This window comes from uncultured Hymenobacter sp. (assembly GCF_964243305.1).
Taxonomy (GTDB): Bacteria; Bacteroidota; Bacteroidia; order Cytophagales; family Hymenobacteraceae; genus Hymenobacter.
Genome location: NZ_CAXTEF010000040.1, coordinates 1 through 23050, shown reverse-complemented (window position 1 = coordinate 23050; position 23050 = coordinate 1). Strand labels below are relative to the sequence as shown.

Annotated in this window: 14 protein-coding genes; 8 read left to right on the top strand and 6 right to left on the bottom strand. The window is 64.5% G+C overall.

Annotated features, from left to right (window positions below; translation table 11 throughout):
* Positions 1 to 18: 18 nt before the first annotated feature.
* On the bottom strand, positions 19 to 636 hold the full coding sequence (locus ACFE70_RS17440) for a Uma2 family endonuclease (RefSeq protein WP_375419063.1): 618 nt from the start codon (positions 634 to 636) through the stop codon (positions 19 to 21).
* 109 nt (positions 637 to 745) lie between these two features.
* On the opposite strand from ACFE70_RS17440, the gene hflX reads away from it, so the two are divergent.
* The 3 genes from hflX (at position 746) to ACFE70_RS17425 (ending at position 4399) form a co-directional block, all read left to right on the top strand.
* The gene (gene hflX, locus ACFE70_RS17435; protein WP_375419062.1) at positions 746 to 2080 is read left to right on the top strand and encodes a GTPase HflX; all 1335 of its coding nucleotides are present in this window, start codon (positions 746 to 748) and stop codon (positions 2078 to 2080) included.
* A gap of 220 nt (positions 2081 to 2300) precedes the next feature.
* Positions 2301 to 3623: a M43 family zinc metalloprotease gene (locus ACFE70_RS17430; protein ID WP_375419061.1), complete on the top strand. Its 1323-nt coding sequence runs from the start codon at positions 2301 to 2303 to the stop codon at positions 3621 to 3623.
* A 263-nt stretch (positions 3624 to 3886) separates the two neighbouring features.
* Positions 3887 to 4399, top strand: a complete 513-nt coding sequence (locus ACFE70_RS17425; protein ID WP_375419060.1) for a histidine phosphatase family protein — start codon at positions 3887 to 3889, stop codon at positions 4397 to 4399.
* A gap of 144 nt (positions 4400 to 4543) precedes the next feature.
* Here the strand turns inward: ACFE70_RS17425 and ACFE70_RS17420 are convergent, their stop codons facing one another.
* Together ACFE70_RS17420 and ACFE70_RS17415 are read right to left on the bottom strand one after the other, a co-directional pair.
* Positions 4544 to 6484 carry a hypothetical protein gene (locus ACFE70_RS17420; protein ID WP_375419059.1) on the bottom strand — a complete coding sequence of 647 codons (1941 nt, stop codon included), beginning with the start codon at positions 6482 to 6484 and terminating at the stop codon, positions 4544 to 4546.
* 336 nt (positions 6485 to 6820) lie between these two features.
* Positions 6821 to 8917, bottom strand: a complete 2097-nt coding sequence (locus ACFE70_RS17415) for a hypothetical protein (protein ID WP_375419058.1) — start codon at positions 8915 to 8917, stop codon at positions 6821 to 6823.
* Positions 8918 to 9373: 456 nt separating this feature from the next.
* Here ACFE70_RS17415 and ACFE70_RS17410 point away from each other — a divergent pair, with 456 nt between their 5' ends.
* The 5 genes from ACFE70_RS17410 to ACFE70_RS17390 all read left to right on the top strand — a co-directional run bounded on the left by ACFE70_RS17410 (position 9374) and on the right by ACFE70_RS17390 (position 16828).
* Positions 9374 to 11785: a T9SS type A sorting domain-containing protein gene (locus tag ACFE70_RS17410; RefSeq protein WP_375419057.1), complete on the top strand. Its 2412-nt coding sequence runs from the start codon at positions 9374 to 9376 to the stop codon at positions 11783 to 11785.
* A gap of 237 nt (positions 11786 to 12022) precedes the next feature.
* On the top strand, positions 12023 to 13099 hold the full coding sequence (locus ACFE70_RS17405) for a DegT/DnrJ/EryC1/StrS family aminotransferase (RefSeq protein ID WP_375419056.1): 1077 nt from the start codon (positions 12023 to 12025) through the stop codon (positions 13097 to 13099).
* An 18-nt stretch (positions 13100 to 13117) separates the two neighbouring features.
* The gene (locus ACFE70_RS17400; RefSeq protein WP_375419055.1) at positions 13118 to 14077 is read left to right on the top strand and encodes a glycosyltransferase family 2 protein; all 960 of its coding nucleotides are present in this window, start codon (positions 13118 to 13120) and stop codon (positions 14075 to 14077) included.
* Positions 14078 to 14253: 176 nt separating this feature from the next.
* Positions 14254 to 16158 (top strand): DCC1-like thiol-disulfide oxidoreductase family protein, encoded by a 1905-nt coding sequence (locus tag ACFE70_RS17395; protein WP_375419054.1) that lies wholly within the window; start codon positions 14254 to 14256, stop codon positions 16156 to 16158.
* 37 nt (positions 16159 to 16195) lie between these two features.
* Positions 16196 to 16828 carry an acetyltransferase gene (locus ACFE70_RS17390; RefSeq protein WP_375419053.1) on the top strand — a complete coding sequence of 211 codons (633 nt, stop codon included), beginning with the start codon at positions 16196 to 16198 and terminating at the stop codon, positions 16826 to 16828.
* Positions 16829 to 16974: 146 nt separating this feature from the next.
* Here the strand turns inward: ACFE70_RS17390 and ACFE70_RS17385 are convergent, their stop codons facing one another.
* The 3 genes from ACFE70_RS17385 to ACFE70_RS17375 all read right to left on the bottom strand — a co-directional run.
* Positions 16975 to 19194 (bottom strand): Ig-like domain-containing protein, encoded by a 2220-nt coding sequence (locus ACFE70_RS17385; protein WP_375419052.1) that lies wholly within the window; start codon positions 19192 to 19194, stop codon positions 16975 to 16977.
* Between the two features lie 467 nt (positions 19195 to 19661).
* Positions 19662 to 21842 (bottom strand): Ig-like domain-containing protein, encoded by a 2181-nt coding sequence (locus tag ACFE70_RS17380; protein ID WP_375419051.1) that lies wholly within the window; start codon positions 21840 to 21842, stop codon positions 19662 to 19664.
* A gap of 507 nt (positions 21843 to 22349) precedes the next feature.
* The coding region (locus tag ACFE70_RS17375) for a T9SS type A sorting domain-containing protein (protein WP_375419050.1) at positions 22350 to 23050 on the bottom strand (701 nt) is incomplete at its 5' end.

Genomic DNA, 23050 nt, shown 5'->3' with positions numbered 1-23050 from the left:
GAAATAAGAGTCTCTTCATCAAGCCACTGGCTCCGGGAAAACGTCGGCCCAGTCCAGCCCCAGACCGGGCAGCGTGGCGCAGGGCACGGGGCCGGGACCGCCGTATTCGCCGGCCAAGCGGTAGCGGGCGGTGGCGGCGTCGCACACGAAAACGGCGATATCCTGCTCCAGCGGCTGCACAATCCAGTACTCGCCGACGCCGGCTTCTTCGTAGAGGTCAAACTTGCCTTTCCAGTCGCGGGCGGCGGTGCGGGACGAGGTCACTTCGATAATCAAGTCGGGCGCGCCCAGGCAGCCGCGGTGCTCAATCTTCGTGGGGTCGCAGATGACGCAGATATCGGGCTGCACCACGGTGTAAATGGTTTCGTCGGTAGTGCGGCCGGGCTGCGGCAGGCGCACGTCGTAGGGCGCCACGCGCACTTGGCGGCGCTGCCGCCGAAGGTGATTGCCGAAGGCTAGGTGTAAGTTGCCCACGGCCACTTGATGCGGGTCGGCGGGGGCGCTCATGCGGCGCATGACTTTACCGCGCCACAGCTCCACCAGTTCCTCAAAAGGCCAGGAGAGGTAGTCGGCGTAGGAATAGGTGCCGTGGGGGTCGAGGTCGGCCGGGGAGGTGATGAGCACTGTAGGGGTCATAGCTCAAAAATACGCGAAATACCGGGCGGCGGCCCGCCCGGCCCAACGTTTCGCCCGGCCTTCGCGTTTGGCAACTACGCGGCCCGGCCGCCTACCTTCTTCATTACTTATGGCTAACAAACCCACCTCCAAAGGCCGCAAGCCCGGCAACAGCGAGCGGCACTTCGGCGTCACTGACGGCGTGAAGGGCCGCGCCGGCCGCCTGCTGGCTAAAAGCAACAACGGCACCTACGAAACTGCCCCCGAACGGGAAACCGCCGTGCTCGTGAGCGTGCCGCCGCGCCGCCAGAGCGAGCTGCAAACCACCGAATACCTGGATGAATTGGCCTTCCTGATTGAGACGGCCGGCGCGCAGGCCACCAAACGCTTCGTGCAGCGGCTCGAAAAGCCCGACATCCGCACCTACGTCGGCGAGGGCAAGCTCCAGGAGATCAAGGCCTACGTGCAGCACGAGAAGAGCAGCATGGTCGCGTTTGATGACGACCTGACGCCCTCGCAGCTGCGTAACCTCGAAGCCGAGCTGGGCGTCAAAATCCTGGACCGCTCGCTCCTGATTCTGGATATTTTCGCTTTGCGCGCCAAGTCGGCCACGGCCCGCACGCAGGTTGAGCTGGCGCAGTATCAGTATCTCCTACCCCGCCTCACCGGCCTCTGGACTCACCTGGACCGGCAGCGTGGCGGCGTGGGCACCAAGGGACCGGGCGAAACCGAGATTGAAACCGACCGCCGCGTGGTACGCGACCGGATTGCCTTTCTGAAGGAGCAGCTCGAAGGGCTGGACCGGCAAGCCCATACCCAGCGCAAAACCCGCACCGGCACCATCCGGGTGGCCCTGGTGGGCTACACCAACGTGGGCAAGTCAACCTTGATGAACCTGCTGAGCAAGGCCGACATTTTCGCCGAAAACAAGCTCTTCGCCACCGTCGATGCCACGACCCGCAAAGTGGTACTGGAGCAGACGCCGTTTCTGCTCTCCGACACGGTCGGCTTTATCCGCAAGCTGCCCACGCGCCTGATTGAGAGCTTCAAAAGCACGTTGGACGAGATTCGGGAAGCCGATTTGCTTTTGCACGTCGTGGATATTTCGCACCCAGCCTTTGAGGAGCAGATTGCGGTGGTGAACGACACGCTACGCGACATTGAGGCCGCCGACAAGCCCATGCTACTGGTCTTCAACAAGATAGACCAGTACCGCCCTGACCTGGGCGACGCCATGCCGGTGTTCGAGGACGACGACCCGGAAATCGACCCCGAACTCCCTACCCCTCGTCCGCCGCTCGAACAGCTGCAAGCCTCCTACATGGCCCAGCTGCACGACCCGGTGGTGTTCATCTCGGCCCAGGAGCGCACCAATATCGAGGCGTTGCGGGCGCTGCTGGCCCGGCGCGTGCGTGAGCTGCACGAGCGCCGCTACCCGCAGACGCAGTACGCTCCGGCCGAGTAGCCGACCGTGGCGTGGGCTCTGCGAGTTCGCGTGGGCACTGCCAAAACCGTTCACGCGCGGGCTAGCAGCGTCCACGCTACGGCCCATTGCCAAACTAGAAAATAGGGGTAGTATTTTGAAATATTGACAGGCAGACTATGGTTCTGCTTGCCAATATTTCAAAATATTATCCCTATTTTGCATCAGCATTAGCTTTCTAATCTTCTCTTCCCATTTTTACATGGTCAAAAACATTTACGCCGCCGCGCTGGCTTTGACCAGCGCTACTCTTCTGTCAATTTCGGTGCAAGCCCAGAATTTTGGCACCACCCGCGGCCTGCCCACGCGGCCAGAGCTACCCACCACCGCCTCGGGCACGCCCGGCCGGAACTGCGCCACTACCGAGGTGCTGAACGCCCAGCTGGCCGCCGACCCGGCCCAGAAGCTGCGCATGGATGCCATTGAGGCCCAAACCCGTCGCGCCATCGCCGGGGGCCGCACCCAGACCAACTTCACCGCGTCGGGGGCCGTCATCACCATTCCGGTGGTGGTGCACGTGCTCTACAACACGGCGGCCCAGAATATCAGCGACGCGCAGGTGCAAAGCCAGATTGACGTCTTGAATGAGGACTTCCGCAAGCTCAACGCCGACCGCAGCAAGACGCCGGCCGCCTTCGCGGGCGTGGCCGCCGACATCGGCATTCAGTTCAAGCTCGCCACCGTAGACCCCACCGGCGCACCGACCAACGGCATTATTCACAAGTACACCAAAACCGCTTCGTGGAGCACCAACGACGCGGTGAAGAACTCGAAGCGCGGCGGCGACAACGCCTGGCCCGCCGGGCAGTACCTCAACATGTGGGCCTGCAACCTGGGCCAGGGCCTGCTCGGCTACGCCCAGTTTCCGGGCGGCGCGGCCAGCACCGACGGCGTGGTGTGCCTGTATTCGGCCTTCGGCAGCCGGGCCAAATTCCCGGCCGGCACCTACACCAGCACCTACGACATCGGCCGCACCACCACCCACGAGGTGGGCCACTGGCTGAACCTGCGCCACATCTGGGGCGACGCCTCCTGCGGCAATGACCTGGTGAGCGACACGCCCACCCAGCAGACGAGCAACTACGGCTGCCCGACCTACCCGCACGTGACGTGCGCCAACCAGGGCGACATGAGCATGAACTACATGGACTACACCGACGACGCCTGCATGTACATGTTCTCCTCGGGCCAGAGCGCCCGCATGAATGCCCTGTTTGCCAGCGGCGGCGCCCGCGCCTCGCTGCTGACCTCGACTGCGGCCGGCGCCGCCCGCACCAGCGCGCCGGTCGCTTCGGCCGTGAGCATCTATCCTAATCCCGCCGCCAGCGTGCTGAACCTGACCAACCTCAGCGCTCCGGCCCAAACCAGCGTGCGGGTGTACAGTCTGCAGGGCGCCGAGATGCGCCAGGCTCGCTACGATGGCCGGGGCCACCTGCAAGTGCAGAGCCTGCCCCGCGGCCTCTACTACCTCGACGTGACCGACGCCAGCGGCCACACCAGCCACCAGCGTTTCGAGAAGGAGTAGCTCTCGTTTCAACCCCAAAAGGATGCGGTCATGCTGAGCGCAGCGAAGCATCTCACTTGGGGAAGTAATCAGCTCAACCAGACGATTAGGTTACCATCCCACGCGAGATGCTTCGACCAGCGGACGCCAGATGGAGCATGACCGCCTTTTTTCCTCATTGAAAAAAGCCCGCCTTTCCGGCGGGCTTTTTTTATTTCTATTCAAAATAATCCCTACCCCCCTATCTTTCGTCGCTGGAAAGCAGCTCCCCTATCTCACCCAGCTTGCCAGCAGTTCTGCCGATGAAAACCTTGTATTTGATGCGCCACGCTAAGTCGAGCTGGAGCTTTGATGACTTGAGCGACCAGGAACGCCCCCTCAACGACCGGGGCCGCGACGACGCCCCGCGCATGGGACAGGCCCTGGCCCGGCGCCACGTCGTGCTCGACTTGCTGGTTAGCTCGCCGGCCGTGCGGGCCCTGAGCACGGCCACGCTGGTGGCCCGGGAGCTGCCCTACCCCCACGACCGGATTCGGGTGGAGGCCGGCATCTACGGCGCCGATGTGGACGAGCTACTGGCCCTCATCCGGGCGCTGCCCGACACGGCTGGCTCGGTGCTGCTCGTGGGCCACAACCCTACCATCACCGATACAGCCAACGCCCTCTCGCCCACCTCCTTCAAGGAGCTGCCCACCGCCGCCGTAGTCTGCCTGAAGTTTGCCACCGAGCAGTGGGCCGAAGCCAGCAAAGTAACCGCCGAATACTACTTCTACGACTACCCCCGCAACCCGCACTAGCGGCGTGGCGGCCTCGGGCTGCTCCGGCTACTTCCCTACCCCCCCCCGTCGGCTCTAAGCCAAAAACTACGTCCCCGGACGAATGCTGACCGCATTTGCCCGGGGACGTAGTTTTTGGCTTAGCTCTACCTGAAATATCCGCCGCTACGGCGTGAGCCCCAGCTTGTGAGTCAGCACCTTGCGGGCCGTGATAAGGCGCAGGATGTAGAACTTCTGAGTAAAGCCTTCCCGGCTCAGGGGCAGCTGCTGCGGCGTGCCGGCGGCCACGGGGCCGGCAAAGAGATGGCGCACAACTTTGCCGCTCACATCGAGCAGGTCCAGCGTGGCTAGGCCCGCCTCAGGCAGGGCGAACTGCACGGTAGTTTGGGTCAGAAACGGGTTGGGATAGGCACTGAGCTGCGCCTGGGTTTCGGCGGGGATGGGAGCGGGGGCCGGGACGGCGGCCCGCAGCGCAGCATCGGCCGGGCCGGAGGTCAGGCCCGTATCCTTGGCCGGGTCGGCGAAGCTCGTGTTCTGCTCAAACACGTTAATCAGGCCCGTGCGGCGGTTGTAGGAGCTGCGGTCGGCGCCGCTCACCTTCACGCTCTGGATGGTGCCGCCGCGCACGCGCAGCGAAAGGTCGCGGTAGCGGTTGATGGCCGGCACGTTACCGTAGTCGAGGGTGATAGTGAGCTTGTTACCGCTCAGCGCCTCTGACTTCACCACCCGGCGCTTTACTTCCAAATACTCCAGCAGCTCGTCCATGTGCGTCACCCACACCCGGTCGTTGGCCGTAGCAGCGAGGTGGCCGAACACGCTTTGCGCGGCCGAGAGGGACGACAGGTGGGTGCCCACCCGGTAGAGCAGGTGCGTACTGGCGTTGCTGCCGGCCAGCAGCTGGTCCACATCCTGCTTCACGTCATTAATCTGCTCCGAGCTGCTGAGTTCGGAGAAATTGCGCCCCAGGTGCACGAAGCCACCGGCGGGCAGGGTTTGCACGTCCACGGTTTTTGCGTACTTCGGATACTTCGCGTAGCCGTTCTCCTCGCCCTGCGAGGTGGCGCCGAGGTAGCCGGCCGCGTCGGCGGCCCGCACGTAGCCGGGGTCGGCGTTGGGGCGCACCACTGTGCGCATCCGGTACTCGACACCCTGGTTCTTGAGGCGGTTGTAAACGAAGGCCACATTTTCGCGCAGGTTGCGGGCGATGTCACCGCCAAAGTTATAGTTGCCCGTCATGTCGTGGTAGTAGCCGTGGTTTTCCAAGGCGTTGCCATCCTGCACCAGGGCGGCCAGCTGGGCCCAGGTGGCGCGGCCGGACAGGCCGCTGCCGTTGTCCTGGTTGTCGTAGTTGCTGCGCCCGTTCACAGCCACGGCCAGGCGGTAGTTCACGGCGTTGCCGCAGCCGTCGGTGAGGGTAGGGTGGCCGCTGCCCCGCGCCAGGTAGTTGGCAATTGGTACGGCCCCACTGTTGTTATCATCGACCTCAAACTGAAGCACGGCCTGCTTGTCGTACTTCAAATCGGTGAGCGTGCTGCTGGCTGCCCCCGGCGCCTGGTCGAAGGTTACTTCTATGGTAATGCGGCGGCCCGAGGTGGAGGTTTTGAGCGGGGCCGGGGGCGCCAGCACGACAGGCGCCGCACTGCTCTCCGAAGCGTCCGCATCGGCCGCACCGTTGCCATAGACCTTGATTTTTTGCGGAATATTATTGCCAAACTTCCACACCATGAGGGCGTCGGCCGTGGCAGTGGCGCTCACGGGCAAGTCAGCCCAGGCCTGGTACTGCTGTCCATCAAACTTGCCGATATAAGTCTTGGTGCCGTTGTTGAGGGCAAAGAGGTAGGCCGGCTTGTCCTCAAACTCGCCCTGGCCGTCGTAGAGGGCAAGCCGGCTGAGTTGCGTTTTCTTAGCCAGCGTCAGAATCACCGCCACGTACTTCTGATTTTCCTCTGACCAGTTGTTTTCCACCTCGTTGGCCAGGTTATCGTCGAGCCAGGGCTGGTAGTTTTGCCCGGTATCTCCGTAGGGCGTGGCAGCGGTAATGGCAATTCGTTCCTCGGTTTGAGAAAAGCACGACTGGCTGAGCAGGAATAGGAAAAAAGCAAGCAACTGAGACGCGCGCAACGGGACCATTCCTTTATTCATACAGCAGGGCGTAGTGGGGGATGCAAGGCTCGAAACTACGTAGTGGCACTAATTATTGGTTTCTTACTCAGGGAATTTAGCATATTTACCAAATCCTATTAAAGGCGCCTGCGGCTTGTAGCGGCCCAAAAGGCAAGCTGACTCGCTGAATTATTATTAGAATTTTTTTAACCGAATGGGGCTCCGGGCTGAAAATAGTGGCGGCCACCGCGCCCGGACTGGCGCCCAGCCGTCGCGAGCTGGCCGGGCCCGGAGCCGGGCCGGCGGGCAACTTAAAAACCAAACGGACTATTGAAATATTCAGGGAGCGGCGGCCAGCGGCACGAATACCGGCCGCTCGCTCAGCGGCACCTGCCGACGCCCGCCGGCCGGGCCAAAGAGCGGGCGGGCACTCATGGTGGCGGCGCCCACGGTGGGCACGTAGTAGGTGCCGGCCGCGGCCGGGCGCAGCGAGGGGGGTAGGGAATAGGTGCTGCGGCGGTCGTCTTCGACCGGCAGCCAGAGCACGGCCAGGCGCGGGCCGCGGGCACCGGCCTGCCAGATGTCCACCCGCGGGTTCTCGCTCAGCCGCTCCCGAAACGAGTACTGGCCCATCAGCGCCCGCGCCTGCACCAGAAAGTCAGTCACCGGCCGCCGCGAGTTGTCGTTGTTGAGCTGCCCGCTCGACTGGTAGATGTAGGGCACCGAGCCGTTGTCGTCGTAGGCCTGATACCAGGCAATGCCATCGACGCCGCCAGCGGCCACTTCCAGCAGCAGGCGCAGGCTCCAGACGGCCTGGGTGAGCTGCACGCGGGCCGCCGGCACTTGCTCGCGATTGGGGTAGGCCTGCAGGTCGGCCTCGCGCAGGGCGGCCAGCGGCGACTTGGGCTGCACGTCGTAGCCGGTTTCGGTCAGCACCACGGGCTTGCCGCCGCCGTAGTGGGCGGCAAAGTCGGCCATGCGGCGGGCCGTGGCCCGCATGTCAACAGTTTCGGGCGCCACGCCACGGGTTTGGGCGCCGGTGTGCTGGGCGACGCCACCGTTGGTGGAGTAGTGGTGGTAGTTCCACTGGTCGAGCGGAATGTCGAGCGAGCCGTCGGGGCGGTAGCCGCGGGTTTTCTTCCAGCAGTCAATCATGCCCCGAAAGGCGTCGGGCGTGGCCTTGGCCAGGCCGGGGTTGAGCACCACGGCCGTGGGGTCGGCGGTTTTGATGCCGCAAGTCGGCCCGAGGCGACCCTGGGCGCCGTCGTAGAGCACCGACTGGTAGATGCCCATTTGCCAGCCGTCCATGTAGTGGTCGCGGCCCTTCCAGTCCTTGTCCAGCTCGTTGTGAGTTTCATAGTAGCGCACGTAGCCCAGGCCTTTGCGGGGCCCGGCCACGGGCGCGCCGGGGTATTCGGGCACGGTGTAGCACTTCAGATTCGCGTCCGGGATGTTGGCGTTGGCGCCGTAGCGGGCGGCGAGCTGGTAGCCGGCCTCGCCGGTGGCCTGGTAGGAAGCTTCGCGCAGGGGGTCGGCGTCGTGAGCGCGGGGCGGGGCGTCCATGTCGAGGGTAGGCCGGCCCTGGTAGTTGCCCTGGGGCCAGGTTTCCAGCTCGGCCCTGGTCGAGTGCACAATGGTTAGCAGCAGGCCCGGCCCGCGCTCGTGGGCCTGGCGGGCCAGTTCATCGAGGTTCCAGTACTTGAACTGGTGCTGCCCGGCCACGGGCACCAGCTTTTCCAGCTCCAGATAGACGCGCAGCAGGCCACCGTAGGCCTGGGTCACGGCGGCAAAGCGGGGCTCGCTGGGGGCGTGGCCGTCGGGCCGGTTCAGGTTCCAGGGAAAGACGTTGGTGCCGGTGTAGGCCGCCAGCGGCGCCCGCGGCCGGGCTGAGGGCCGGGGGGGGGGGTAGGGCCGGTAGTCGCCGCTGATGCTGAGGCGGGCGGGCTGGGCCTGCGCGGGCCCGCGCAGCACGAGCCGCTCATACACGGTTTCGCGGGGCAGCGCGACGGTAACTTCCTCATTATAGCGGCTCCCGGTGAAGGTATAAACCAGCTTTTCGAGGCCGCCGCCGCCGCGGGCCACGGCGTAGTAGCGCTGGCCCTCCTCGAACTCGCCCGGCCCGTCGAGCAGGTGCAGGGTCAGGTTTTTGGCCTCCCACTGCGGCGGCAGGTCAATGATGATGGTGTGCTCGGCCAGCAGCAGGCCGTAGCCGGGATTAAAGTTGGCGGCCGGTTTCGGGATGCGGGGCTGGAAAAGGTCGGTGGGCGGCTGGCTCACATTGTTCTGCTGGTACATCATCGTGGCCGGGTCGAGGGGCAGCATCCCGCTCTTGTAGGGGGGTAGGGGCCCGCCCACGCCGCCCGGCCCCGGCTGGGCCACCGGCGATGAGCACCGGCTGACGAGCAGCAGCAGGCCGGCGACAAATATTTTTTTCATGGCAGCAAGGTAAGGATTTCACTTATCCAGGGCCCGGCGCAGGCCGCTTTCGGGGGCGCCGGGAAGCGGCCCGCGTCGCGCCGGCTCGAGCGGCGAAAATTACGCCTGAGCTAGCCGCTAACCCCGAAAAAGACGAGCCGCGGCCGGCAGTTTCAAGCCGGCAAATCGGTCCATGTATTTGCTAATCACTATTTAACTGTTTAACTTTTTCAAGAATTGAATTTTTAGAAAAGGCCAAAATTTTTTATTGGCCAGGAAAATTCTGAGCCTTAGTTTTGACATTCCAATTGTACATGCCTCAAATAAATAATAAAAACACTCACTCTTTTATCTTTTGCCGGCTCCAAAACACTCTTCACCACCAACCCCTTAACCTCCTAAAAAATGGTACATTTTCACGAAAAACTTCTGCGTCCGTTATTGCTCTGGCTGGCCTTGTTCAGCTCTGCCGCCGCTATGGGTCAGACCGCCGACGAGTCGATGCGCCCTTACAACGAACCCTTCCAGTACGGCTCCAATATCGGCTACTACGGCTCGTACTGGACCGACGACAACCTGGCGGCGGCGGGCCAGAAAACCGGGGTGCATTCGGTGCGGCCGACGCTGCCAGAGTGGTTTGTGGAAGGCTACGGCTACGGCGTGCGGGCTACCACATTCAGCCGCTACGTGAACGAGTTCGGCATGAAGGAAATTACCTGCTTTATCGAAAAGCCCTCGGAAGCTCACCGCGACAAAACGATTTATCCCGGCCAAACGCAGGAGTCGAAATTGTTCGCCCGGCTTTATGACCCTATCTGGAATTCGGATGGCACGGTCAACTCCAATAACTACTACGCCAACTACGTCTACAAGCTGCTGCAAACCTACGGCAACCAGGTGCGCTTCTGGGAAGTGGTGAATGAGCCCGACTTCTCGTATATCTACGACAAGAACGCCTGGCTGACCCGCGCCCCTACCCCCGCCGAGCAGGTGAACACCCGGGCCCCGTTTTACCACTACGTGCGGATGCTGCGCATCACCTACGAGGTGGTGAAGAAGTACCGCCCCGACGCCTACGTGACCACCGGCGGACTGGGCTACCCGCAGTACGTAGACGCGCTGCTGCGCTACACCGACAACCCCAACGGCGGCGCCAAGACGGCCGCCTACCCCCGCACCGGCGGCGCCTACTTTGATGTGCTGAGCTACCACACCTACCCCGCCTACGCGCTGCACTACTGGGACGGCGCGGCCGGCGCCCTGCGCCACCGCCGCACCTCCGACCACGCGGCGGCCAAGCTGATAGAAGACAAGAATGCGATGGCCGCCGTGCTGGCCAAGTACGGCTACAACGGCACGCTGCACCCGGCCAAGCTCTTCACCCTCACGGAGTCGAATATCAGCCGCCGCAGCTCCGACGGCCGCATCGGCTCCGATGAGGCCCAGCGCAACTACGGCATCAAGTCGCTGGTGCTGACGCAGAAGAACGCCATCCGGCAGTACTACTACTTCGCCATTGGCGAGAACGTGGACGCCCCGGCCGTGGGCACGGCCGTGTCGGGCGGCATGGAGCTGGGCCTGATGGGCCTCTACGAAAACCTGAACCGCGCCACGCTCACTTCGACCAGACAGACGCAGTTGGGCCAGGCCTTCAAGACGACTTCGCAGCTGCTCTACGGCTATAAGTACGACGCCGGCCGCACCGCCGCGCTGGCCCTGCCCGCTAATGTCGATGGGGCGGCCTTCAGTAAGGAGGGCACCTACGTGTACGTGCTCTGGGCCAAGGCTTTAGTGGACCAGTCGGAGTACGCCTCGGCCAGCTACAGCTTCCCCTCCACCCTGGGCCTGAGCAACGTACAGCGCTACGAGTGGAACTACTCGTCGTCGGGCAGCAAGGCCACGCAGTCAACCCAGGGCCTTACGCTAAGCGGCTCGCCCTCGTTTTTCACGGGCCCGACCACCACGGTGGTAGCGGCCCCCATCACGACGACTCCGACGACCCCGACTACCACTACCACTACCACTACCGGTAGCTGCTCGGCCACCGGCAAGCTGCTGCGCGAGCAGTGGAACAACGTGGATGGCAGCTACGTGAGCAGCATCCCGTTCGGCGCCGCGCCCCACAGCACCACGACCATCAGCCAGTTTGAGTCGGTTACCAGCGAGCAGACCACCCCGGAGTTCGCCAACTACGGCGCCCGGCTGCGCGGCTACTTCTGCCCGCCCCAGAGCGGCGCCTACACCTTCTATATCGCCGGCGACGACCAGAGCGAGCTGTGGCTGAGCACCACCGACAACCCGGCCAGCAAGGTGCGCATTGCCAGCTGCACGGGCTGGACCTCCTCGGCCCGCGACTACAACCGCTATCCCAGCCAGAAGTCGGTGGCCATCAACTTGGTGCAGGGCCAGCGCTACTACATCGAGGCCCGGCACAAGCAGGGCTGGGGACCGGGCTACGTCTCGGTGGCCATGCGCCTGCCCAGCGGCACCTTCGAAGGCCCCGTTGCCGGCAGCCGCCTCGCCCCCGCCGCCACGACGACGACCTCGACGCTGGTAGCTGCCCCGACCACGACCAGCTCCCTGGTAGCCTCGAAGCCGGCTCTGAGTGCCACCGAGGAGCTAGCCACCACCACCGAGCTGACGGCCTTCCCCAACCCGTTTAGCCAGCAGGCCACGGTGCAGTTCCGCCTCGCGGCGGCCGGGCCGGCTACGCTCAGCGTCTACGACGTGCGCGGGCAGCTCGTGCGCCAGCTCTTCAGTGGCCAGGGCGCGGCCGGTGCGGTGCAGCAGGTCAGCCTCGACGGCCAGGGCCTGAGCCAGGGCATCTACGTGCTGCGCCTCGTCACGGGCCAGCAGGTGCTCACCCACAAGCTGCTGCTCACCAAGTAGTCATCAAGTAGTCATCAAGCAAGGTCGCGCCGAAGCCCGGCGGCCAGGCTGCTGGATTTAGCCAGCGGGCAGCTAAACTTCGCCTTATCAGCTCAAAGCAGGGGTAGGGATGCCGAGGGGCGGGAGCAGCAGTCGGCTGAGGTAGCTGTTCTGTCTGATTTGCCGTAGAAGCCCTGATTTTTGATGACAGCCAGTCCAATTACAGCCGGCCCCTTGATAACGGTTACTAAATCTTTTTTGCCGCCGCTGGCGGAGTACGTGAGTTACCTGAGCGGCATCTGGGAGCGCGCCCGCCTCACCAACAACGGCCCGCTGCTGCTGGAGCTGGAAGCCCGCTTGCGCGTCTACCTCGACGTGCCCTACCTGCACTTCACCTCCAACGGCACCATTGCCCTGCAGCTGGCCATCCGGGCCCTGGAGCTGCGCGGCGAAATCATTACCACCCCTTTTTCCTACGTCGCCACGACTTCGGCCATCCTCTGGGAAAGCTGCACCCCGGTGTTTGTGGATGTCGAGCAAGGCGCTTTCTGCCTTGATGCCGATAAGATTGAGGCCGCCATTACGCCGCGCACCTCGGCCATCCTGGCTACGCACGTCTATGGCTACCCCTGCGACGTAGTGCAGATTGAGGTTGTCGCCCGGCGCCACGGGCTCAAGGTTATCTACGACGGCGCCCACGCCTTCGGCACGCGGGTGGCGGGCCGCTCGCTGCTCAGCTACGGCGACGTGGCCACGTGCAGCTTTCACGCCACCAAGCTGTTCCACACCGGCGAGGGCGGCGCCATCGTTATTAACGACGAGGCGTTGTCGAAAAAAATCAACCTGCTCAAGTCGTTCGGGCACGTCGGCGACGAGCACTTTGCCCTAGGCATCAACGGCAAAAACTCCGAGCTGCACGCGGCTATGGGCCTGTGTTTGCTGCCGCGGGTGGCGAGCTTCATCGCGGCGCGGGCCGCGCTCTATGGCCACTACCGGCAGGAGCTGGCTGGCCTGCCCCTGCGCTACCCCGTCTGCCCGCCCGACACGGACTACAACTACGCCTACTTCCCAGTCGTGTTCGAGGCGGCGGCGCAGCTGCTGCGCACCAAGGCCCTGCTCAGCGAGCACGGCATCGACACCCGCCGCTACTTCTTCCCCTCCCTCAACGAGCTGCCCTACCTGAGCGGGACCGCCGACAGCCGCCGCTGCCCCGTGTCGGAGGAAGTGGCCGGGCGGGTGCTGTGCCTGCCCTTCTACCCCGAACTGGCCGCCGAGCAGGTCGGCCGCATTGCCGGCCTGGTGCGCCTGGCCCTGGCCCACGCCGTTCCTGCCTAACCCCGCCCGCGCCGCGCTATGGCCCTGCAACTTCCCAAACTGAGCGTCGTGGTGCTGGCTTACCGGCACGAGCCTTTTCTGCGGCAGGCGCTGGACAGCGTGCTGATGCAGGAAACCGATTTTGCTTATGAGGTGATTGTGGGCGAAGACTGCTCGCCCGACGACACCCGGCGCATCGTGCAGGAGTATGAGCGGCGCCACCCCACCATCGTCCGGCCTATTTACCAGTCCCGCAACGTGGGGCTGGGCCCCAACTTCCGGGCCTGCCTGGCAGCCTGCCGGGGCGAGTACATTGCCCTGCTCGAAGGCGACGACTATTGGACCGACCCGCACAAGCTGCGCAAGCAGGTGGCCTGGCTCGACGAGCACCCCGATTTCAGCATCTGCTTCCATCCCGTGGCCGACCTCCACGGGGACAACCCAGGGCCCCTGGCGCCGGCCCGCGTCTTTACCAAGGACGAGTACACGTTCGAGGACTTTCTGACTCCCATCTATACCATCGTCAGCACCGGCAGCACGGTACTGCGCAACGTGCTGTCCACTTGGCCCGAATGGCTGTTCACGGTCCGGCCCATTGATTTTCCGCTCACCGTGCTCTACGCTGAGCAGGGCAAGGCCAAGCTCCTGCCCGACGTGATGGGCGTTTACCGCATTCATCCGGGGGGTATTTGGTCGGGCACGCCGCGCCACCTCAACATCCGGAGCTTTCTGCAGATGTACGAGCAGCTCTGGCGGCACTACCGCCGCAGCCCCCACCGCGAGGCGCTGCGCCGCCACCTGCACGCGCTCTACCTGACCACGGCCAACGTGTATGCCAACAGCGGCTACCCCGCCGAGGCCGCCCGCTTTCTGGGTCAGGCCCTGCGGCTGGGCCCCAATTTCGGCCGCCCCGGCCTGCAAGGGCTGCTGGGCGCCGGTTTGCGGCTGGCCCGCGGCCTGCTGCGGCGCCGGCCCGCCGCCTTGCCGACGGGGCCCTGAGCCTTTGCCGGGCCGGCTGCCGCCGGCTGGTAAGCCTGTACTACTCCTCGAATCGGCGGCTTATAGAGTTCGCTTAAATAGGCTTATGCTGTTTTTTAACTAAAAACTGCCGTTATTCGGGCAGGAAATTTGCAATCCTATTATTTATTGATAAACGACTATTTTTTGCTTACGCAATGAGGCCTACCCTTACCCTGCCCCGGCAGCGGTTCCAGCTATTCAGTAAGTTTCAGCAGGTATACGACAAGCAGGTAGACGGGCTGGGCCTGGCCGTGTTCCGCATTGCCTTCAGCGGGGTGCTGCTGGCCGAAGTCCTGCACCTGTTCTACTTCCGCCACTTGGTCTTCGACATCATTCCATTCGTGGAGGTGGCCGAAATAGGCTCGACGGTGCCGCTGCTGCTCTGGCAGGCGGTGCTGGTGCTGCTCATGCTGGGGCTGTTTACGCGGCTGGCGGCGCTGGCCAACTACGCCTTTCTGCTGGTCATCTTTGCTTCGCTGAAAAGCTACGGCTACATGATGACGCCGGTGTATATCGGCATGGGCCTGCTGTTTCTGTTTTTGCCCATCAGCCGCCGCCTCTCCCTCGACCGCCTGCGGCAGCGGCTGCGCTACTCTACCCCCTCGTTTCGGTATGAGCCGCGCGCCACGGTCAGCCAACTGGCCTACTACGTGCCGGTGGTGGTCGGCATCGGCTTTGTCTACTTCGATTCGGCCCTTTATAAGCTCACCTCGCCGCTGTGGCTGGCGGGCCTGGGCATGTGGACGCCACTGTCGCTGCCCTACGAAACCATCATTGACAGCACCCCGATTCTCAATCAGGAATGGCTGGTCCGGTTTCTGGGTTACGTCACGCTGGCCTTCGAGCTTTTCTTTCTGCTGCTGCTGCCGTTTCGCCGCCTCCGGCCCTGGGTTCTGCTTATTGGCGTCGGGCTGCACCTGGGCATCCTCTTCACGCTGCCGGTGCCGCTGTTCTCGCTCGGCTTCCTCAGCCTCTACCTGCTTATAGTGCCCGCGAACTGGTGGGGCCGGCTGCTGCGCCCCCTGGCGCAGCCCCACCTGACGCTGTATTACGATGCCGAGTGCCCGTTCGACGCCCGCACCCGGCTGGTTGTCGAGCACTTAGACTGGCGCCGGGCCGTGCACTTTGAGAGCGCGCAGGCCGCGGCCGGCCGGGAGCCGGCGCTGCAAGGCATCCCGGCGGAAGCCCTGCTCACTCACGCGCCCAGCGTGGACCGGCGCGGCCGGGTGTACTGGGGCTTCGACACCTGCGTGCAGGTGCTGCACGCCACCGGGTATCTGCGGCCGCTGGCCTGGCTGCTGCGGCTGCCGGGCCTCGCGCGGCTGGGCCGGGCAGTGTACGGCTTCGTGGCCGGCCACCGCGCGGGAGAGCCTGCCGACGGCTACGGCCTGCCCGCGCCGCCGGCGCCGGATGCCCAGGTGCAGCTGCTGCGCGGCTTCAGCCGGCGCGACTTTAAGCAGGCCGGAGCAGGGCTGGGCTTGGTGGGGCTGACCTTGCTGCAAGGCGTGGTGTCGTACAACACGTCTTTTGCGCAGCTGCTGCGGCGCAAGTCCGGGCTGGACACTACGCTGGTTGGGCGGGGCCTGGCCCGCGGCTGGGGGGTAGTGGAGGGGCCGGCGCGCAACTTTTTAGGCATCACCACCCACCCCATCGTGCTCGACGAGCACTTTGCTGGCTACACCCACCTGGTGGCCGTCACCTACACCGGCGCCGATGGCGCCGAGCAGTTTCTGCCCATGACCCGGCCCAGCGGCCTGCCCGGCGCCTACCTCTGGGGGCCCATCTGGCTGAAGTGGACTCACTTGGTGGTGTCGAAGCAGATAAACCAGCCGCGGCTGGAAAAGGGCATCCGCAACTTCACGGCCTTCTGGGCCACCAAGAACCAGGTGAACCTGGACAGCTGCCGCTTCAAGGTGAAAGTCAAGAAAATTGCCGAAGCTACCGGTTGGGAGCCCGATTTTCTAAGGCAGCAGCTGCAAGGCAGCTGGCTCGACGCGGGCGAAGTAGAGTGGCGGGAGCAGCAGTTCACGGCCCACTTGGTGGACTTGAATAGCCTCTAGCCCTACCCCCCTCCTCTCGCCCCAACTCCCCTCTATTATGCTCATCGCCGGTGCCAAAGGCTTCGCCAAAGAAGTGCTGGAAATCCTTAGCCAGGCCGGCCCACTGCCGCCGCTAGCCTTCTACGACGACGTATCAACCGACTTGCCGCCGCTGCTCTACGGGCAGTTTCCAATCTTGCGCACGCCCGAGGATACCCGGCGGTGGCTGGCCCAAGACCCGGCGTTTGTGCTGGGCACGGGCCATCCGGCTCTGCGCCGGCAAATGGCGGCCCGCCTGCGAGAGCTGGGCGGCGAGTTGACGTCTACGTTCTCGCCCAAGGCCACCATCGGGCGGTTCGGCGTTGAGTTCGGCCCCGGCTGCAACGTGGTAACCAACGTCGTGCTCACGGCTGACATCCGCTTCGGCGAAGGCGTGCTGGCCAACGTGGCCTGCGTGGTCGGTCACGACTGCGTGATTGAAGATTATTGCGAGCTGGGCCCCGGCTCTCACCTCTCGGGCCACGTCGAGCTGGGCGAAAACTGCGTGCTGGGCACCAGCGCCGTGCTCTTGCCGGGCGTAAAAATCGGGGCCAACTCAATTGTTGGCGCCGGCAGCGTCGTCACCAAAGACGTGCCCCCGTTCAGCCTGGCGGTGGGCATCCCGGCCAAGGTCATCAGGCACCTGGCCTGAGCGCCGCCCGGCGCCGGCCGTGGTCTGCTTCCCGACTTGCTTGCTGAAAACGCCGGGGGCATTCACGCCAGATTCCCTACCCCCCTTGTCCCGGTTAAGGAGACCAAAGGGGGGTAGGGAATCTGGAATCGAGCTAAGGAAACCGCTTACTTGTGGATGGCGATGCGCAGGTGCTGCACCTGCCGGCCGCTTTGCAGCCGCACCACATACACGCCCGCCGCCAGCTCCGGGGCGTCCACGGCCAGCTCGCGCACCTCCCCAGCCCGCAGCTCACCGGCAAACACGGCCTTGACCCGGCGCCCCTGCAAGTCATACACCTCCACCTGGGCCGCGCCCTGCGTGGCCGCCCTCACCCGCAGGCGAAATTGCCCGGCGCTGGGGTTGGGCGCCGCTTCCAAACCAGCCTTGGCCGGCGCGGCCGTGGTGGCCGGCGCCGTCAGCCCGCCCCGGTTCAGGGTCGCCGCTGCCGCTGCCGGGCCCCCCACCGTGATGGTGGCCGTGCCGGTGGCAAAGAGCACGGGGGTGCACGCCTCCAGCCCGCCGTACTCCACCACGTAGCCCGCCAGCCGCCCCCCCGCCCCGCGCTCGTCCAGGTCGTTCCACAGCCCCGACTGCCCGTAGAGCTGGCCGTAGTCCTCCCCGCCGCGGCGGAACAGGTTCTTGAAATCATCCGGCTGGTTCGGAATCCAGTTGGCGTAGCCCAGGGCCGTGCCAGTGGCCGCCCCGCGCCAGAAGAGCTGCCCAGCCTCGGGGCCACTCTGCCAGCGCCACTCGCCTTCTACTGCCGCATCCGAGGCCCCGAACCAGTACTGGCCGGGCGCACGACCCACCAAGGCGTCCTTCTCAGCGACGGACGTGACGGTGGCCAGGTAGCCCTGCAGGCCCTGGTAGGTGCGGGCGGCGGCGGCGGTGCGGGCATCAATCCAGCTGATGCCGGGCGCGCTCACGAACTCGTAGTAGTGGCCCGTGGCCGCCGAGGCCAGCACCGGGCCAGCCAGCTGCAGCTGGTAGGACAGGCTGACTTGGCCCACGAAGCCAGCGTCGGGCGTGTAGGTGTAGCTGCCGTCGGCGTTGGGCACGAGCCGGCCGCGGCTGGGCGTGCCCACGCGGCCCACTTGCAGCGCCCGGCCCAGCGGGTCGGTGTCATTGGCCAGCAGTTGGGCTGCCGTGAAGGTGAGCGGGCTGCCCGTGGCCGTGCTGAGCTGGTCGGCCACGGCCACCGGCGCGGTGGCCGCCGCGTCGCAGGCTGGGTCAACCTTAATGAAAACGTACCTTGTTCTAGTCAACCCTCGGCTGTCTGTCGCTACGAAGTAAACTTGATAGAAGCCGACCTCGGCGGCGGTAGGAGTCCAGGAGAAGGTGCTCTGCGCGGGGTTGCTACTCACTGGCAGGTCCGGCGTCAGTGCCGCCGTTGGGGGTACGGAACCTGCCCGCAGCGTCAGGGTCACCCGGTCGCCGGCATCGGCGTCGAGAGCCCGCACCACGAAAGACAGGTTCTGGCCCGGCGTTATGCTAAGCACCCCATTACCAAATAAGGGGGCGGTGAAAAACGGCTCCGTCGAGGCAGGCGCCGCCTCCACCCGGAGTATATGATTCACCAGGACACTGGTTTTGCCATCCGACACTTTGATGACGGCGTTAAAAACTGACAGCCCATCGTGCGTGAGCACGCCCGTCCTGTCGAAGGTAACCAGGCCCGTGCTGGGGTTCACGCTCAGGCCTGGCGCGTTGGTGAAGCCGCTTTCGCCCACGTCGGCCGCCGTGGCCAGGCTGTACGTCAGGGCGTCACCGTCAGGGTCGGTGGCATTAACCTGATACGTAGCCGTTGTCTGAGGAGCTTTTATAAGTATGGTAGTGCTAGGCTCCACTGACGCAATCGATGCGATGGGAGAGTCATTGGCCGAGCCGGCGGCCACGACGGTGCGCACGCTGAGCGGCTGTCCAGCATTGTTTTCCTGATTAGGCAACATGCAGCACACGGTAATAGAGGCGGTAAAGTTGCCCGCAGCGGCGTAGGTGTGGGTGATGATTCCCTCGCCAAGTAGCTGTGCCTCAGTTATATAAGTGATAGTAAGAGGAATCACCGCTGGGGCCGTGCCGTCGCCAAAGTCAAGCAGCCCGTAGGGAAATATAGCGCCTACTTCGGGCAGCACGTCCCTGGAACGGCTTTTCTGTACGCTAACGCCTCTGGTGACCTTAAAGCGAACTTCCCGATTATTAGCTCCGCCGGTCTGATAGCTGATAGAGCCGTAGAGCGGGAATTCGTAGCGAATCTGCGCCTGCGCCAGCCAGCTCAGGCAAAGCAGAGGTAGGAGCAGCGCCGCCCGGCGCAGCAGTAAGGAGAGTCGCCAAGTAGAAGTGGGCATGGGAGAAAGGTGAAAATGGGAAAATAAATGAGGAACAGCGCCCAGACTAGCCAGCCAGCTGTTCAGTTGACTTGCTCACTATAGCAGATAGAATGCGGTCAGCCAGCCCGCATTCCGGTTGCTGAGAAGATTCACTGATTTTTTTGCACCTAATCTAGACTAGCGCAAAAGTAAGAGACTCGTATGGTACTATCCTAAAGTTATACATTAATTTTTTACTACGATCGAGCCTCCGTTTTACCAGCCTCGCCGGGGCTGACTCTGGCTTGCACTCCCTACCCCCCCTCTCCCGCCCAACCCTGAAATAGAAGCGGCTAACCAGCGCCGGCCGGCGCGAAAGCCGGGCTAGCCCCTAAGGCCATTAACAAAAATCCCTACCCCCCTTCCATGCCCCGACCGGCAAGGTCAGGACGTGGAAGGGGGGTAGGGAGTTGGCGGAACGCGAAGCCCGCGGCTTAGGCTTAGGCTTACTTGTGGATGGCGATGCGCAGGTGCTGCACCTGCCGGCCGCTTTGCAGCCGCACCACATACACGCCTGCGGCCAGTTCCGGGGCGTCCACGGCCAGCTCGCGCGTTTCCTTTGCTTGCAGCGCGCCCGTAAACACCGATTTGACGCGCCGGCCCTGCAAGTCAAACAAATCTACCTGGGCCGGGCCCGCGGTGGCGGCCGTCACTCGCAGCCGGAACTGCCCGCTGCTGGGGTTGGGCAGCGCCTCGAGCACCGCTTTGGGTGCCGCCGCGGCGGGGGTGGCCGCCAGCGGCTGGCCCGGCGCGCTCACCGTGATGGTGACCGTGCCCGTGGCGTAGAGCAGCGGGGTGCACTCTTCGAGGCCGCCGTACTCTACCACGTAGCCGTCGATGAGGCCGCTGGTGCCGCACTGGTCCAGGTCATTCCACAGGCCCGAACCGCCGTAGAAGCAGCCAAAGTCTTCGCCGGCCGGCCGGAACTGATTCTTGAAATCATCGGGCTGGTCGTCGGCCCAGTGGGCGTAGGTCTGGGCCGTGCCGTTGGCGGCTCCGCGCCAGAAAAGCTGCCCGGTTTCGGGGCCCGTCTGCCAGCGCCACTCGCCCTCCACCGCCGCATCCGAGGCGCCAAACCAATACTGACCAGTGAAACGACCGGCCAGCACGTCCTTTTCCTCGGCCGAAGTGACGGTGGCCAGGTAGCCCTGCAGGCCGTAGTAGCTGCGCTGCGCCGCCTGCTGCTTTGCATCTTCCCAGCAGATGCCGGGCGCGGTGATGAACTCGTAGTAGTGGCCCGTAGTGACGGAAGCCACGGTCAGGGAGTTGGGGCCGCCGCCGGCCAGCACCTGGTAGGTGAAGGTGGCCTGGCCCATAAAGCCGGGGGCGGGCGTGAAGGTGTAGGTGCGCCCATTGGTTGTGACTGTGCCGTTGGTTGGAAAGCCGACCCGGCCCACTTGCAGCACGCGTCCCGAGGGGTCGGTGTCGTTGCCCAGCAGCTGCGCCTCCGTGATTTGGAGCGGGGTGCCTGGCGTCGTAAACTGGTCAGCCCTGGCTACGGGCTGGGTGGCCGCGGGGTCTTCGCAGGCCAGGGCAACCCGGATGGTGACGGCTTTAGTCGACACCAAGCCCTGGCTGTTGATTGCCTCAAAGCTCACCACGTAGGTGCCCGCCTCGGCGGCGGTCGGCGTCCAGGAAAAAGTGGTTTGCACCGAGTTGCCGCTGGCGGGCAGGGGCGGCGTCAGCACCGAAGTCGGGGGCCGGGAGGTAGCTCGCAGGGTCACGGCGCCGGCCGCATCAGCGTTAGCGGCCTGCACGGTAAAAGCAATAGTCTGGCCCGGCGTCACCGCGCGAACCTGCCCTTCGTTGAAGCCGGGCACGGTGAAAGTGGGCGCGGCCAGGCCGGCGGGCACTACCCGCAGAAAATGGCTGACCAGAATGCTGGTTTTGCCATCCGACACTTTAATGACCGGATTGAAGGTGGCCAGGCCCTGCGGCGTCGCCACGCCGCTGGTGTTGAAGCTCACCAGACCCGTGCGAGCGTTCACGCTCAGGTCCGGCACGTTCTGAAAGCTGCTGTGGCCCAGGTCGGCGGCCGTGGCCAGGCTGTACGTCAGGGCGTCGCCGTCGGGGTCGGTGGCGGCCAGCTGGTAGGTGGCCGCCGCCTGGCCGGCACCGAGCGTCGTGGTGGTCGGCACGGCCGCCACGGGCGAGCCGTTGGCCGAGCCCGCAGCCACGACGGTGCGCACGCCGAGCGGCTGGCCAGCATTGTTCTGCAGGTTGGGCAACAGGCAGCAGTCGGTGGTCGAGGCCGTGTAGTTGCCGGCCGTGGCGTAGGTGTGGGTGATGATAGCCTCGCCGGTAAGCTCAGTTTCATCGACGGCCGTAATCCGCAGCGCAATCGGCGCCGGGGCCGAGCCGTCGCCGAAGTCAAGCTGCCCGCGGCTCAGCTCGTCGCCCACGCGGGGCAGCGCGTCGCGCTGGCGGCTTTTCTCCACCGTGACGGCCTTGCGAACCTTAAATGTAACGGCCCGGTTGCCGGCCCCGCCGGTCTGGTAGCTCAGCGAGCCGTAGAGCGGAAACTGATAGCGAACCTGCGCCTGGGTCAGCAGGCTCAGGCAAAGCAGGGGCAGCAGCGCCGCCTGGCGTAGCAGCAGTGAAAATCGCAGAGTAGGAGTGGGCAGCATACGAGATAAAAAGGGTGGTGGAGAAGAATGAGGCCCGGCTGACCAGCGCAGCCGGTGGTTATTGAAGAAAAAAATCTAGAATAAATCATGCCAGCCGGGGCCGGCGTGGAATTATTTTCCGATTGCTTTGGAGCTACTACGGCGCTGCGCAAAGATAGTCGGTCATTTATTATTATTTTTAAATATAATAGTTAAAATATTTAACCAGGCCTGTTTTTTCTCTCGTCCGCTGGCAAGTCAGGCCGCCGTGGCCCCTACCCCCCTCTCGCTGGCTCAACCCGAGTCATGAGCGACCAACCAGCTAGCTTCCGCTGGCGCCAGAGTCGGACTTGTGGCCGCGCCCCCGGCGGCGCCCCCCGCCCTCTAATTCGGCTGGAAGTGTGGGTCGCTTATCCGCTCACTGACAGAGTTTACCAAAAAAATAACCGCCCCAGCCAGGACGGCTAGGGCGGTTATTAGGGGGTAGGGCTTGCCGGAAACAGCGCGCGACGCTGGTGGGCCGGACGCTTACTTGTGGATGGCGATGCGCAGGTGCTGCACCTGCCGGCCGCTTTGCAGCCGCACCACATACACGCCCGCCGCCAGCTCCGGGGCGTCCACGGCCAGCTCGCGCACCTCGTTGGCGTGCAGCTCACCGGCAAACACGGCCTTGACCCGGCGCCCCTGCAAGTCGTACAGCTCCACCTGGGCTAGGCCCGGCTGGGCCGCCGTCACCCGCAGGCGGAACTGCCCGGCGCTGGGGTTGGGCGCCGCCTCCAAACCAGCCTTGGCCATCGCGGCCGTCGCGGTGGCCGGCGCGACCAGCCCGCGGTTCAGGGCCGCCGTGCCGCCCACCGTGATGGTGGCCGTACCCGTGGCGAAGAGCACCAGCGTGCACGCCTCTACCCCCCCGTACTCCACGAGGTAACCTTCAATGCGCCCGCCCACGCCGCGCTCGTCCAGGTCGTTCCACAAGCCCGACTGCCCGTAGAACTGCCCGTAGTCCTCGCCGGCGGGGCGGTACTGGTTCTTAAAATCATCCGGCTGATTCGGTATCCAGTTGGCGTAGCCCAGGGCCGTGCCGGTGGCCGCCCCCCGCCAGAAGAGCTGCCCGGCCTCGGGGCCACTCTGCCAGCGCCACTCGCCTTCCACCGCCGCATCCGAGGCGCCGAACCAGTACTGGCCGGGGAAGCGGCCGACCAGCGCATTCTTCTCGGCGACGGACGTGA